Here is a 14,435-nt window from a genome sequence, read left to right on the forward strand (position 1 = left end):
AGGGGCTGTGCAGCAGAACGTCAAGGGCACGGCAAGAGCCCGACAAGGGTGGGCACGGCGGTTGGGCAGCCGCAGACCAAGGTGCCCGGCAGAACGCCAGGAGCAGGACAACGGCTCGGCAAGTGAGACGGGGGGTGCCCGCCAGACCTCGGCCTTCAGTCCGCCATGGCCCGTGGGCACACGGGCATGCGTACCGGGTTCTCGGTGGCCTGTGCCGCCCGGGGGCAGAGCGGCATCTCCACTCTGGCCTCGATGCCGCGCGGGGTCGTCGGCAGCAGGCGCAGTGATCCGCCGTTGGCCTTGGCGAGAGTGTCGGCGATCGCCAGTCCCAGTCCCGATCCCTCGTGTCCGGCGGATTGTCCGCCTCGCCAGAACCGGTCGAGGGCTCGCCGGCAGTCCTCCGCCGACATACCCGGGCCTTCGTCGATCACCTGGATCTGTGCATACGCGCCCGCCACCTCGTGCCGGATGGTGATCGAGGTGTCCACGTCGGAGACATGGAGCGCGTTGTCGATCAGCACGTCGAGAATCTGCTCGAGATGGCCCGGCACACAGGCCGTCACGGTCCTGTCCGTGCCGGGGGCGAGCAGCGTGATCCGCTTGCGGGCGGCGGCCTGTTCCCAGGCGGCCACTCTGGTCGCGATGACCTCCGCCACGTCCGTCGGTTCCACGGACTGGTCCCGGCCTTCGGCACGGGCGAGCCGCAGGAGTTGGTCGAGCAGGGTGGAAAGGCGTTCGATCTCCGCCACGGCCTGCTGGAGTCGTTTCCTGGCCTCCGGCAGGACTCCCGATTCCAGTGTCTCGACCCGCAGCCGCAGCGCGGTGAGCGGATTGCGCATCTGGTGGGAGGCGTCGGCCACAAAGGCCCGCTGTGTCTCCAGCAGTGTCACCAGATGGTCGGCCATGCGGTTGAACGCGTCGGCCAGTCCCTGCATTTCGGGGGGTCCTCCGCCACACCGCACGCGTACGTCGTACGCCCCGTCGACGATCGCGTGCACCGTGTTGTCGAACTCCCGGATGGGGCGCAGCAGCCACCGGCTCAACGGCACGCTGGCCAGGCCGACCGCGGTCAACGCCAGGGCCCCCGCGGCGATCAGCACCAGGGTGTGTCTTTCCACGTCCCGTTGCACCGCCGCGCTCGAGGCGACAGACCCCAGGGCCCCGATCACCTTCTCCCCATGACGGACCGGCTCGGCGACGACGACCTCGTCCGGTCGTACGGAGTGTCCGAGATCTCGGGACGGTTCGACGCTCTTGCCCCGCAACGCCTTTGCCAACGGAGAGCGGAGCACGGTCGCAGGGGCGTCGATGTCGGTGCGGGACGCCGCAGCCACCCTGCCCTTGGTGTCGACGAGGACGACCGTGGTCTGATGGTTCGATCCGTAGCGTCGCAGCCGCTCTTCGAAGGCCGTCGTCGATGCCCGGTCCTCCAACACCGCCGTGGCCTCCACGGCCAGTTCACGGGCTTCCCCGGCCCGGATCATGACCAGTTGGTGGTAGGCGCTCATCGAGTAACTGAGAGCCAGCGGGACTTCGAGCATCAATAGGATGACCGCGGTGAGGGTCAGATAGGTGAGGAGCAGCTTCCTCCGCACAGGCCCTCCCTCCTCAGCCGCACGGGTCGGTCAGCCGGAAGCCCACACCGCGGACGGTCTCGATCCAGCGTTTGTCGCCGAGCTTGGTCCGCAGGGTTCCCACATGGACGTCGAGAGTCCGGGTCGAGCCGAACCAGTTCTCGTCCCAGACGCGTTCGATGATCTGCTCTCTGGTGAGTACCGCCCCCTGCTCGGCCGCGAGCAGCGCCAGGAGGTCGAACTCCTTTGCCGTCAGGGACAACGGCTCGCCTGCGAGAAAAGCCTTGCGCGCCCGGACGTCGATGCTGAGCGCTCCGGTCTCCAGCTCGGAGCCGTCGGGTTCCGGCGAAGCGGTGGGAGGCGCGCCTTGCCTGGTGCGCCGCATCACGGCCTCGATACGGGCCAGGAGTTCGCGGAAGCCGTAGGGTTTGACGACGTAGTCGTCCGCGCCGGCCTGTAAGACCATGACCCGGTCGATCTCCTCGGAACGTGCCGTCAGCGCGATGATGGGGACCGTCGAGGCAGCGCGGATCCTCCTGCACACCTCGTAGCCGTCGAGGACCGGCAGGCCCAGGTCGAGAAGGACGAAGTCGGCGTCCTCCGCGGCGTCCACCGCCTTGTCGCCCTCGGCCTTCCACAGGACCGTGTGACCGTGCTGCCGGAGTGCGTCCGTCAACGCGTCCGCGACATGCTCGTCGTCCTCAGCCACAAGTATGTGCACGTAGTCCACAACCCCCCGTTAAAGGCCCACCTGCTGCCCGGAATTCTACCCGCGCGTACATCGCGGAGGGCTGGAATATGTGTTCGGCGTACCACCCGCTGGGACGGGTGGCGTCCCAGCAGGCGGGACCGAGAAGTCGTTGTCCCGTCCTGTGGTCTCCATGCCGGAAGCTGACGATCTGCTGCACTGCGCTTGACAGTCAGTTGCACAAGCCCGGCCTAGCGTGAGTGCCGGAGTTCAGCGTCCGACGGAGTGCCGCGGGATCGCGAACCCGACCCGGTACCCGCACAGCCCGCAGGAGGTCAGGCCATGCGGTTCTCGAACTGGCTCCTCATGTCCGTCGCGTTCCTCCTGCTGCTCGTCGCTGCCTGGCTCCTGTTCAACTTCTACACGTTGTCCCCCGCCTGAAGTCCCGTCGCCCCGATTCTCCTGACACCCCCATCCCCCGTTGGGGGTGTCAGGGCTGCCCGAAGAACCCCGCCCGGTACGCCACAGGAGATATGACGTGATCGCTTTCAGCACCGCGCCCACCGTGGACCTCGACAGTGCGGGCGGCCGCTGCATGTACGCCCAAGCGGACCGACTGCGCGCCATGGGGCCGGCCGTCCCCGTACAGCTGCCCGAGGGAATGGCCGCCTGGTCGGTGAGCCGCGGGGACGTCGTCAAGCGGCTGCTGACGCACCCCGGTGTCTCGAGGGATCTCAAGGGCACCGTTCCCGATTACGAGCCGGGGTCGGTGGCCTGGCTGTCGCCGTGGGTGGACATCGACCACATGGCCACCGCCGACGGCAAGGAGCACGCGCGGCTCCGCAGACTGGTCACGCCCGCGTTCAGCCCTCGCCGTGTGACCGCTCTCCAGCCTCGGATCGAAGCCCTCGTCGCCCGTCTCCTGGACGACCTGGAGGCCCATCCGGCGGACGAACCGGTCGACCTGCACACCGCGTTCTCCTACCGGGTGCCGACCGAGGCGATCTGCGACCTCTTCGGCGTCCCGGACGAGCAACGGCCCGAGCTGCTGCGCCTGTTCCGCGCTGTCGGGGAGACCGATGTGGCGAGCGAGGAGGAATCCGTCGCCATCACCAACGGCCTGGTCGCCGCGATGCACTCGCTGATCGACGCCAGGCGCCGCGAGCCGGGCGACGACCTCACCAGCTTCCTGATCGCCGCCCGGGAGGAGGAGGACGCCCCCCTCACCGAGCACGAGCTGATCTCCACCCTGCTGCTGATGATCGGCGGCGGCAGCGGCACCACCATCAACCTCCTCGACCACACGGTGCGCGAACTGCTCGCCAATCCGGACCAGTTGCGCATGGTCCAGGAGTCCCCCGAGCGCTGGAACGACGCGATCGAGGAGTCCCTGCGCGTGCACTGCCCCGTGATGCACCTCCCGATGCGGTGGGCCACCGAGGACATCGACCTCGGCGAGGGCGTGGTCATACGTACCGGCGACGCCATATTGATCTGCTACGGGGCACACGGCCGCGACCCCGGCGTCCACGAGAAACCGGACGTCTTCGACATCGACCGGGAGAACAAGGACCACCTCGCGTTCGGGCTCGGCCCGCACTTCTGCCCCGGGTCACGCCTGGCCCTGTTGGAGGCCAGGGTCGCCCTGCCGGCGCTCTTCGAGCGCTTTCCCCGGCTCGAACTGGCCGTCGAGCCGGACGAGATCGAGCCGGAGCACACCTTCATCGGGAACGGCGTCGCCTCCCTGCCCGTCCGCCTCCGCCACCAGTCGCGGTAAGGGGAGGCACGGGGATGCGCGCAACAACGTTGGTCCATGAACGCTTCGCCGCCCGCGCGGCGGCACACCCCGACGCACTCGCCGTCGTCCACGGCGAGCAGCAGATCACCTATCGGGAGCTCGACCGCCGTGCCGACCGGTTGGCCCACGGCCTGAGACTGCGGGGGGCAGGACACGGCTCCGTGGTCATGGTGCACCTGGAGCGCTCGATCGACCTGATCGTCTCGCTCCTCGCCACCTTGAAGGCAGGGGCCGTGTATCTGCCGGTGGAGCCCGACGTGCCCCGCCACCGCCTGGCACGGTATGCCGAGGAGACCGGCTGCGCCGTGGTGCTCACCCACCACGACACCACGGATCTCTTCTCCGCCTTGCCGGTGACCACCATCGCCGTCGACAGGGAGCCCGCCGACGAGATCCCGTCAGCGCCTTCGCGGACCGCCGTCGACGGGACGGACGGCGCCTATGTCATCTACACCTCCGGCTCGACCGGCACGCCCAAGGGCGTCCGCGTGGACCACGCGTCACTTGCCCACCTGTTCGACGAGATCAACGCCCGGTACGGGATAGGCCCCGCCGACCGGGTCCTGCAGTTCGCGGCCGTCTCCTTCGACACGTCCATCGAGCAGATTTTCGTGGCCCTGCTCAGCGGCGCGGCCCTCGTCCTCCCCGACCACTTGTGGGCGCCGAGCGACCTCGCGGACCGCCTGACGGCGTACGGGGTCACCGTGATGGACCTGACCCCCTCGTACTGGCGGGCCTTCCTGTCCGAACTCAGCCGTCGGCCGGCCGACCTCGCGGTGCGCCTGACGATCGTGGGCGGCAGCGCCGTGCACGCCGAGGACTGCCGGACCGCGCTGGAGCTGATGCCCCGTTCACGCCTGGTCAACGCCTACGGCCTGACGGAAACCACCATCACGTCCTGCACGATGGAGATCACCACTCAGACGCTGCCGGGGCAGGGCCCGGCGCCGGTCGGCCGCCCGCTTCCGGGCACCGTGGTCCACGTACTGGATGACGATCTGCAACCTGTCGCACCCGGCCGGCGAGGAGAGATCTACATATCCGGCCCCGGTGTCGCGCACGGCTACCTCGGGGACGCCGCGGACCGGTCCGGATTCCTGCCCGATCCCCGCGCGGAACAGCCCGGCACCCGGATGTACCGCACCGGCGACGTCGGCGGCTGGACGTCTGCCGGCGATCTGGAGATCACCGGGCGTTCGGACCGACAGATCAAGATCCGCGGGTTCCGCGTCGAGCCGGCCGAGGTCGAGGCGGCACTGTCCGCGCACGAACTGATCGTGGACGCGGCTGTGGTGCCGTGGGTTCAGGGCGCGGAGGCGAAGCTCGCCGCGTACTACACCGCGGCCCCCACACCGGACGGTGTCTCGCCCACGAGCGGTGAGCTACGCACGTTCCTCACCGGCCGGCTGCCCGCGTACATGATCCCCTCGGCGTTCGTCCGACTGCCGGGGCTGCCTGTGACGAGCAACGGCAAGGTCGATCTGAAGGCGCTGCCCGAGCCGGCCCCCTCCGGAACCGACGCCTTGCCCGCTCCCGAGGCCGACCCGGACCATGGCGCCCGGCTGGTGGAACGAGTGGTCGCCGGTATCTGGCGCCAGGTTCTCGACGTGGAGCGCGTCGAGCCGCACGACAACTTCTTCAGCCTGGGCGGCGATTCCCTGAAGGCCGCCCAACTGCTGGCCAAGCTCCGTGAGTCCCTGGGCATCCTGATCACCCAGATCCGCCCGCTGATCCGGCTGCTGCTCGACGACGCGACGCTGCGCAGTTTCGCGTCCGCCGTCGAGTCGGCCAGGGCAGGGATGCTCGCCGACGACGCCAAGGCCGTGGACTTCGCCGCCGAGGCCGAGTTGGGCATACCCATCCCCGGAACGCCGGCCGAACCCGCCTCGTGGGAGAAACCGGCCCACATCTTCCTCACCGGGGCCACCGGCTTCCTCGGGGGCTATCTGCTCCGGGAGCTGCTGGCCTCCACCGATGCCACCGTGCACTGTCTGGTGCGGGCCGACGATGACGCCACCGCGATGGCGCGTCTGCAGAGGAACACCTCGCACTACTTCCAGGACGACCTGGAGCGCTATCGCGAGGAGGGGCGCATCCGCGCTGTCCCGGGCGATCTCGCCGAGCCTCGTCTCGGCCTGACGGAGGACGGGTTCGACCGGCTGGCCCGGATCGTCGACGTCATCCACCATCCAGGTGGGCTCGTCAACTTCATCTATCCGTACGCCCACATGCGGGCGGCCAACGTCGAGGGAACCCGCGAGATCATCCGTATGGCCGCGCGGTACCGCAACGCCCCCGTCCACTACACCTCCACCATGGCGGTGGTCTCGGGCTTCGGGACCGCCGGCGTCCGGCAGGTCAGCGAGTCCACTCCGGCCGCCCACGCCGATCGCCTGTCAGTGGGCTATGTCGAGAGCAAGTGGGTCGCGGAGGCCCTGCTGCTGAGCGCCGCCCGCCAGGGGCTTCCCGTGGCCGTCTACCGGGCCGCCGACATCTCCGGCGACCGGCAGACCGGTGCCTGGAACACCTCGACGGAGATGTGCGCGATGAAGAAGTTCATCGTGGACACCGGGATGTCACCCGTCGCCGAACTGCCCCTGGACTACACACCTGTCGACTGCTTCGCCGCGGCCGTCGCGCACATCGCCGGATCCCGGCTGCCGCAGGGTGAGGTCTACCACCTCACCAATCCGGGCAAGGCGAACGTCTCCGTACTCGCCGAACGCCTGCGTGCCCATGGCCACGAGGTACGTGAGGTCCCGTGGGCGGAATGGGTGGAACGGATCGCCGAGATCGCGGTCGAGGAGCCCGGACACCCCATGACGCCCTTCGCCCCCCTGTTCATCGACCGCTGCTCCACCGGCGAGATGAGCGTGGCGGAGATGTACCTGGAGACCACGTTCCCCGTCTTCTCCCGGACCAACGTGGAGCTGGCCCTGGACGGCAGCGGTATCGGGATCCCCCCGGTGGACACCGAAATGCTCGACCGCTACATCCGCTATCTGACCGGTATCGACTTCCTGTGAGGCCCACGTGCTGATGCCAAGCCCGGTCCGGCCCCGGTCCGCATGGGGCCTCCTGGATCTGGCCGCGGCGCCTTCCGACGGCCCGGTCGCGTTCGGCAACGATCTCAGCCCATGGAGCCTGCTCGACGCATACCGGCAAGGGCTGTACCCCTTTCCCGCCGCCACCGTCGAGCACCGGCTGATCAATGAACTGAGCTACGAGTCCGAGGTTGCTGCCGGACGGGTCGGGCTGCAGACCGGCAGCCGGGATCCGTACGGCGTCGCCTGGTGCTCACCGGACCCCCGACCGGTCATTCCCGTCGCGCAGGCACGCATCCAGCGAAGCCTTCGACGGCAGCTGCGCCGCACCGACTGGACCACCACCGCGGATGTCTGCTTCGAGCGGGTGGTCAGCCGGTGCCGCGAGGGGCGCACGGAGTGCTGGCTCACCGACGAGCTGCTCGCGAGCCTCACCCGCCTGCACGAGTGCGGATACGCCCACAGTGTCGAGGTCTGGGACGGAGACGAACTCATCGGCGGGGTGTACGGGGTACGCGTCGGTGCCGTCTTCAGTGCCGACTCGCAGTTCACGCTGCGCAGCGGTGCCGGCAAGGCCGCCGTGGCCGAGCTGACGCGCCGCTTCGCGGAAGCAGGCGGCATCGCGGTCGACGTCCAGCGCGACAGCGACCACATCAGGCTCCTCGGGGCGCAGCCGATCCCCCGCGCCCGGTACCTGGAGCTCCTGCGTACCCCGCACCGGCCGGCGCCGCTGCACACCGGGCGAGAGCCGGTGCGGCTGCTGACGGACTGACAGACCGGGACCACACGAGACCACCCACCGGAGACCCGCCATGCCTCACAGCACCGCTGGTACGGAACTGCACGTCACGAACCTGGCCGAACGTCCCGATCTGGAGACGGCCATGCTGACGATGGAGTCGTCCTGGCCCGACTACATACGCCCCGACCCCACCCTCGTCCACTGGATCTTCGAACGGTACGCCCAGCACCAGCTCGTGGTCCTGGACGAGACGAAGACGGTCGTCGCCCGCGCCGCGAGCGCCCCGCTCTCCTGGGACGGCAAGCCCCGCAGCCTGCCCGACACCGGCTGGGACGAAGCACTGCGCCAGTGCATGACCGACACCTACAGCGGTCACCGGCTCAACGCACTGTGCGCGCTGGAGATCGCCGTGGTGCCCGGCCACCAGTCGCGCAGTCTCTCGGGGCGCACACTCCAGGCCCTCAAGGACCACGCCGGAAGCCAGGGCTTCGACGACCTGGTCGCCCCGGTGCGACCGAGCCTCAAACACACCGCGCCGCGGCTGACCATGGCCGACTACGCCGCGCGGACCCGTCCGGACGGGCTGCCGGAGGACCCGTGGCTGCGCGTCCACGTGCGGACCGGAGGCCAGATCCTGAAAGTCTGCCCGGCCTCGATGACCATCTCCGGGAGCCTCACGCAATGGCGCGAGTGGACAGAGCTGCCGTTCGACACCAGCGGCCCCGTCGAGGTGCCCGGCGCACTGACACCCGTGGTGGCCGACCTGGAGCAGGACCACGCCGTCTACATCGAACCCAACGTGTGGGTTCGCCACCACCTCTGACAGGGCGTCTGCTCCGTTTCCCCTTCCGTACCGACCGACACGAAGGACGAACACCATGACCATCAGTGGACCGGACGACACCACCGCCAAGCGCATCCGGCTGCGGGCCGCCCTGATCGAGCGGATCGGCGGCTACATGACCGCGCACGCACTCGGAGTCGTGGCCGATCTGGGCATAGCCGACCTGATCAAGGACGGGGTGCGGAGCAGCGAGGAACTGGCCGCGGAGACCGGGGCGCACGAGCCGTCACTGCGCCGCGTGCTGCGCCTCCTCGCAGCGGTCGGAGTCACCACGGAGCCCGAGCCGGCCCGCTTCGGTCTGACCGAGGTGGGGGCGCAACTGCGTTCCGACTCCCCCGATTCGCTGCGTGCCTTCACCCGGGTCTTCTGCAGCCCGATGTGGTTCACCGCATGGCAGGGCCTGGGCCAGGCCGTCGCCACCGGCGAACTGGCCTTCAGCCAGGCCAAGGGCTCCGACTTCTACACCAGCCTGACCGCGGACACCGAGTTCAGTGCCCTGTTCCACGAGGCGATGGGCGAGGAGTCCCGGATCGCGGCCGCACGCGTCGCCGCCGCCTATGACTTCTCCCGGGCCACCAAGGTGGTGGACCTCGGCGGCGGAGACGGAACCCTCCTGGCGGCTGTCCTCACCGCTCATCCCCACCTGAGCGGAACCGTCTTCGACAGCCCGAGCGGTGTGGCCGACGCCGCCGCCGTGCTGGGCAAGGCCGGTGTCGCCGACCGCTGCGCGATCCAGCCGGGCGACTTCTTCCAGGACATCCCGGGTGACGGCGATCTCTACATCATCAAGAGCGTCTTCCAGGACTGGAACGACGAGGACGCGCGGGCACTGCTGCGCTCCTGCCGCACCCTGATGCCCGAATCCGCCACCTTGCTGATCGTGGGGACGGTGCTGCCCGAGACCCCCTCCCCGGACCAGTCGATCGCGTACTTCACCGATGTGAACATGATGGTCATGGCCGGCGGCCGGGAACGGACCGAGTCCGAGTTCCGGACGATGCTCTCGGAGACCGGCTTCACCGTGCAGTCCGTGCGCTTCGGCGCGGCCGGACCGCTGTCCATGATCCAGGCCACGCCGTCCGCCGCCTGATGACAGCGCCCGGCTTCGGTGCGGAGCTCTTCCTCGGACGGCTCCGCACCAGCCTCCTCACCCCACCCCCCGGCGATCCGAGGCGCCTTGGGGACGCGGACGAGCACTTCCTCACCAGGTTGCGGGAGTTCTGCACGAACAAGGTCGACAGCCATCTGATCGAACGTGAGGACCGCATCCCCGACCAGGTGATCCAGGGCCTCAAGGAACTCGGGGCCTTCGCCGTCAGGATCCCCAGGGAGTACGGCGGACTCGGACTGTCGGGGCGGTGCTACCTCCGCGCCCTGATGGTGGTCAACAGCACCCACTCGGCACTCGGTGAGCTGCTCGCCGCCCATCAGGCCATCGGCCTGCCGCAGCCGCTCCTGCTGTTCGGCACGGAAGAGCAGAAGACCGCCTTCCTGCCTCGGTGCGTACGGGAGATCTCCGCCTTCGCCCTCACCGAGCCCGAGATCGGCAACGACCCGTTCCGGATGCACACCACCGCCGTCCCCGACCGGTCGGGGGACACATACACGCTGAGCGGCGTGAAGCTGTGGACCACCAACGGCACCATCGCGGACCTGCTCGTGGTCATGGCCATGGTTCCCCCGGCGGAGGACCGCTCCGGGGGAATGACGGTGTTCGTCGTCGAGGCCGACACACCTGGGGTGAAGGTGGAGCACCGCAGCTCCTTCCTGGGGCTGCGCGGTCTGGAGAACGGTGTGATCCGGCTCCACGATGTCGTGGTCCCGGCAGCGAACCGCATCGGCGGTGAAGGCGAGGGGCTGACCGTTGCCCTGGCCGCGCAGGAGACCGGGCGGCTCTCACTGCCCGCCGTCTGTGCCGCCGCCGCCAAGTGGAGCGCGAAGATCGCCCGGGAGTGGGCCGGTGTCCGCGTGCAGTGGGGACGGCCGATCGGCGAGCACGACGCGGTCGCCGGAAAGCTGGCCTACATCGCGGCCACCGCCTTCGCCCTGGAGGCGATGGTCGAGATCTCCGGAAGCCGCGCCGACCTCGGTGGCGACACCGCGCTCGAAGCCGAACTGGCCAAGCTCTTCGCCTCGGAACACGGCTGGCTCGTCGCCGACGAACTGATGCAGTCGCGCGGCGGCCGGGGTTACGAGACCGCGGAGTCGGCCGCGGCGCGCGGCGAGCGCGGCGTACCGGTCGAGCGGCTGCTGCGCGACCTGCGCATCGGACGCATCTTCGACGGATCGACGGAGGCGCTGCGGAGTTTCATCGCCGACGCGGTCCTCACACACCACCGCGCGGAGGCCGCCGCGACGCCCGACGGCCCCGGTGAAGCCCCGGGCGACGCCCCCGTCGGCAGGAGCGCGCTCACCGGGCATCTGCTTTTCGTCGAGCAGGCGGCCAGGCGGATCGCCGCGCCGTTCGCCGAGTTCGCTCGGCGCCCGGAGGGTGAACTGGACGTCCACCAGCGCCATCTGGGCCGGCTCGTCGACATCGGCGCGGAGCTGTACGCGATGAGCGCCGCCTGTGCCTACGCGGCGGCCCTCGGTGACGCCGACGACACGCCCGTCCGGCTTGCCGACCTGTTCTGCAGGCAGGCGCGCATCAGAGTCACGGAGCTGTTCACCCGGCTGGTCACCAACACCGACGACCACGACCGTGCTCTGGCGCGCGCGGTCCTCGCCGGAGACTTCGCCTGGCTGGAAGAGGGCGTCATCGACCCCTCGATCGAGGGGCCCTGGATCGCCGGGGCGAAGTCCGGCACGGCGACCGGCCCCGATCTGCGCCGACGCACCGCCACAGCCGGCGTCGGCACATCGCCCGACCCGACGGAGCCCAGGGGAGCACACGATGGACGATGAGACAGACGCCGTCGTCACAGCGGCACGGCAGCAGATGTCCAGGCAGTGGGTGCCGAACCGGTTCATCGACCTGCTGGAGGCGGGCGAGGTACCGAAGGGGCATCTGCGCACGCTGGCAGGGGAGCTGTACCGCCTGGTGGGAAGCGACCGCCGCAGCTTCGCCCTGCTGGCCTCACGTTTCCCCTCGCCCCCCGCCGGAGACCTGTTCCTGGCGATGGCCCAGGGCGAATCGCAGGCATTGCGCCTGTTGCTCGATTTCGCGTCAGCCCTGGGGATGGACGAGGCGGACCTGACGGCGTACGAGCCCCGCCCACTCGCTCAGGCGTACCCGGCCTACCTGACCCAGACCGCTCTGCACGGCACCCGCAGCGACATCGCCCTCGCCCTGCTCGCCAATGCGGCCGAATCAGGAGACCAGTACACCCGCGTGGCCGACGCGCTGTGCAAGCGGTACGGATTCGACGAACAGGCCGTCGGGCACTTCCGGTTCTTCGCCGACACGCCCCAGGAACTGCTGGACCAGGCGGCGGAGACGTTGCGTACCGGTCTGGCCGCAGGAGACGACTCCGCCGAGGCCGTCCGGACGGCTCGGATGGTGCACGCCTACGAAGCCGCCTTCTGGCGTGCCCTGTCCGAGGACATCGTGCGCGGACGCAGAAGCGCCGACCAGACCCGCACAGCGGAGAATCGATGATGACGACCGACGACACCACACCGCTGAGCAGAACCCGTCTCCTGCTGGAGAAGGCCCGCTATCTGAACCTGGCCACGGTGTCACCGGAGGGGCGGCCCTGGGTGGCCACGCTGGAGTACGCCTGGCAGGCGGACCCGCTGCGGTTCGTGTTCGGCTCGGCGGGACTGTCCCGGCACGGGCTGAACATCGCGCACACCCCGGCTGTCAGCGGAACGCTGTTCGCGGCACCGAGCACTCCCGGTCTGGACATCGGCGCGGTCGACGGCGCCCAGTTCACCGGAACCTGCGGCGAGATCCCCGCGGACGAACTGGGCGACTACTACGCGCACTTCTACCGGACCGTGTTCCCCGACCCCGAGCAACGTGACCGGTTCAGGCTCCAGCCGTCGCAGCTGCGCGCTCCGGCACCGCACCGCCTCTACGTCGTCATCGTCGAGGAGTGGTGGCTGATCGACACCCGCACCTGGGAACGCGACAGGATCGACCGGCGGATGGAGGTGCCGCTGACCGAACTGTCCGCGACCGCCCTCGGCGGAGGACGGTCGCGGTCTTCGGAGCATCCACCGGTGGCCGTTCCCGCGCAGGGCGACGGCCACCGGACGCCGACCGGGCAGGGCCGGTAGGTGGCCGCTCGCCCGCGATCGGCGGCGGGGCGTCACCCGTGCCCGTGCTCCTGCGAGCCACTGTCCTCGGCGTGCTCGCTCTCCGCCGCGGTGTCGCCGCCGACGCCGGCCTGGACGGTGAAGTCCGCGGTTCGCACCTTGCCTTCGTGCTTGAAGTCAAGGAAGAGGCGGTAACCGTGGGCGCTCGGCGCGGTGGCGGTGAAGGAGACGGTCGGCCCCGGCTCCATCCGGGCGTCGCCGGCTTCGCTGTTGGGGTGGACGTGCAGGTAGGCCAGGTCTCCGGCGCGCAGCGCGACCAGGTGCCCGTAGGCGCCGAGGTAGGGCTGCAGGTCGGTCACCGGCCTGCCGTTCTTGCTCACCTCGAAGGTCAGCTCCCGTGCGGAGCCGGCGTCGAGGTCCCCGCGCAGGGTGACCGTGTAGCCGTCGACCTTGCTGGTGGACACCTGCTTGGGCAGTGGCTGCGGTTCGTAGCGCCCGGCGACCGCCAGATCGGTGCCCAGGGTGAGGCTCTCGCCGCCCTCGACAGCAGGGGCGAAGTCCGCGAAGAGGCGGTAGTCGCCGGCTGTCGGCAGGCTCACGGGCATGCTCCACGTCCCGTCTCCGGAGCGCGTGGGGTGCAGGTGGCGGAAGACGGTCAGGTCGCGGGAGGCCAGGATCAGGTGGAGTTCCTTCTCCTGCTCCACCTCGTAGTCGGTGACCGGTCGCCCCTTCGCGTCGAGGATGGCGAACCGTATCTCGGTGGTGCGTCCGCGCTCGATCCGCGGGGTCTTCAGGTCGATCGAGTAGCCGTCGGCCGAAACCTGCAGCCCTTCGGGCACTTCTACGGCCTCGCCGGCGTCGCCGCCCTCCGTCGTCTCGACCTCCCTGGCGGCGTTCTTACCCGCTCTGGTGCCCGCGTCGCCGGATCCGGCGAGGCTGCCCACACCGTAGGCCGCGCCGAACGCGACGGCGAGTGCCGCGGTGAAGCCGGTGATCTTCGGCCAGGTCTTCATAAGGGCCTCCCGGGAAGGGCCGACAAGAGGAACGTCATACGAGAAAGCTATACCCCCACGGGGTATCTGGCAACAGCTTTGCATATACGCCGGGGGGGTATAGCATCTACCCCCCGAGGGTATCCCTCGACGATCACGCACGCATCGACACCTGAGGTGAAGGCCATGACCGATCAGACGAACTCCGACTCCTGCTGCTCCACCGACGGTTCCTGCCACTCCGGCACCCAGCGGGGTGAGGTGACCGCCGTCTACAAGGTGTCCGGCATGACCTGCGGTCACTGCGAGGGCGCGGTTTCCGAGGAGATATCCGCGATCAGCGGCGTGACTTCGGTGAAGGCCGTCGCCGAGACCGGTGAGGTCACGGTCGCCTCCGCCGCCCCGCTCGACGAGGAGGCCGTCCGCGCCGCCGTCGACGAGGCGGGCTACGAGCTGGTCGGCTCGCTCTGAGACCTTCCGGGGCCGACAGCCCCGGGCCCTGCACCGCCTCCCTGCCGGGGCGCGCCGATCCCGCTGCCAGGGCGGCCGGCCG

The 14,435-nt window shown here is 69.6% G+C and carries 12 protein-coding genes; 9 read left to right on the top strand and 3 right to left on the bottom strand.

The features are described 5' to 3' along the window. Window positions 1-155: 155 nt before the first annotated feature. Together ACFY9I_RS32615 and ACFY9I_RS32620 are read right to left on the bottom strand one after the other, a co-directional pair. Window positions 156-1,595, bottom strand: coding sequence for an ATP-binding protein (locus ACFY9I_RS32615; RefSeq protein WP_391008122.1), 1,440 nt, complete (start codon window positions 1,593-1,595; stop codon window positions 156-158). A gap of 13 nt (window positions 1,596-1,608) precedes the next feature. Beyond that, on the bottom strand, window positions 1,609-2,295 hold the full coding sequence (locus ACFY9I_RS32620; RefSeq protein ID WP_391008124.1) for a winged helix-turn-helix domain-containing protein: 687 nt from the start codon (window positions 2,293-2,295) through the stop codon (window positions 1,609-1,611). Window positions 2,296-2,800: 505 nt separating this feature from the next. Here ACFY9I_RS32620 and ACFY9I_RS32625 point away from each other — a divergent pair. The 8 genes from ACFY9I_RS32625 to ACFY9I_RS32660 are packed head-to-tail and all read left to right on the top strand — an operon-like array spanning window position 2,801 to window position 12,911. Further along, the gene (locus ACFY9I_RS32625) at window positions 2,801-4,039 is read left to right on the top strand and encodes a cytochrome P450 (protein ID WP_391008126.1); all 1,239 of its coding nucleotides are present in this window, start codon (window positions 2,801-2,803) and stop codon (window positions 4,037-4,039) included. 14 nt (window positions 4,040-4,053) lie between these two features. Next, window positions 4,054-7,086 carry an amino acid adenylation domain-containing protein gene (locus ACFY9I_RS32630; protein ID WP_391008128.1) on the top strand — a complete coding sequence of 1,011 codons (3,033 nt, stop codon included), beginning with the start codon at window positions 4,054-4,056 and terminating at the stop codon, window positions 7,084-7,086. 13 nt (window positions 7,087-7,099) lie between these two features. Next, on the top strand, window positions 7,100-7,876 hold the full coding sequence (locus tag ACFY9I_RS32635; RefSeq protein WP_391008336.1) for a leucyl/phenylalanyl-tRNA--protein transferase: 777 nt from the start codon (window positions 7,100-7,102) through the stop codon (window positions 7,874-7,876). A 40-nt stretch (window positions 7,877-7,916) separates the two neighbouring features. Then, a complete protein-coding gene (locus ACFY9I_RS32640) occupies window positions 7,917-8,669 on the top strand; it encodes an N-acetyltransferase (RefSeq protein ID WP_391008130.1) in 753 nt (250 codons plus the stop codon). A 55-nt stretch (window positions 8,670-8,724) separates the two neighbouring features. Beyond that, the gene (locus ACFY9I_RS32645; RefSeq protein WP_391008132.1) at window positions 8,725-9,780 is read left to right on the top strand and encodes a methyltransferase; all 1,056 of its coding nucleotides are present in this window, start codon (window positions 8,725-8,727) and stop codon (window positions 9,778-9,780) included. Next, window positions 9,780-11,594: an acyl-CoA dehydrogenase family protein gene (locus ACFY9I_RS32650; protein ID WP_391008133.1), complete on the top strand. Its 1,815-nt coding sequence runs from the start codon at window positions 9,780-9,782 to the stop codon at window positions 11,592-11,594. The genes ACFY9I_RS32645 and ACFY9I_RS32650 overlap by 1 nt, the downstream gene beginning before the upstream one ends. Then, window positions 11,584-12,288 carry a transcriptional regulator gene (locus ACFY9I_RS32655; protein ID WP_391008135.1) on the top strand — a complete coding sequence of 235 codons (705 nt, stop codon included), beginning with the start codon at window positions 11,584-11,586 and terminating at the stop codon, window positions 12,286-12,288. The genes ACFY9I_RS32650 and ACFY9I_RS32655 overlap by 11 nt, the downstream gene beginning before the upstream one ends. Beyond that, on the top strand, window positions 12,285-12,911 hold the full coding sequence (locus ACFY9I_RS32660; RefSeq protein ID WP_391008137.1) for a pyridoxamine 5'-phosphate oxidase family protein: 627 nt from the start codon (window positions 12,285-12,287) through the stop codon (window positions 12,909-12,911). Before ACFY9I_RS32655 ends, ACFY9I_RS32660 begins: the two co-directional genes overlap by 4 nt. A 32-nt stretch (window positions 12,912-12,943) precedes the next feature. On the opposite strand, the gene ACFY9I_RS32665 is transcribed toward ACFY9I_RS32660, so the two are convergent. Next, entirely contained in the window at window positions 12,944-13,903 is a 960-nt protein-coding gene (locus ACFY9I_RS32665; protein WP_391008139.1) for a hypothetical protein, read from the bottom strand. Window positions 13,904-14,068: 165 nt separating this feature from the next. Between ACFY9I_RS32665 and ACFY9I_RS32670 the strand changes: the two genes are divergently transcribed. Beyond that, on the top strand, window positions 14,069-14,353 hold the full coding sequence (locus ACFY9I_RS32670; protein ID WP_391008141.1) for a cation transporter: 285 nt from the start codon (window positions 14,069-14,071) through the stop codon (window positions 14,351-14,353). Window positions 14,354-14,435 lie beyond the last annotated feature (82 nt).

It is taken from the genome of Streptomyces sp. NPDC012510 (assembly GCF_042955065.1).
GTDB lineage: Bacteria > Actinomycetota > Actinomycetes > Streptomycetales > Streptomycetaceae > Streptomyces.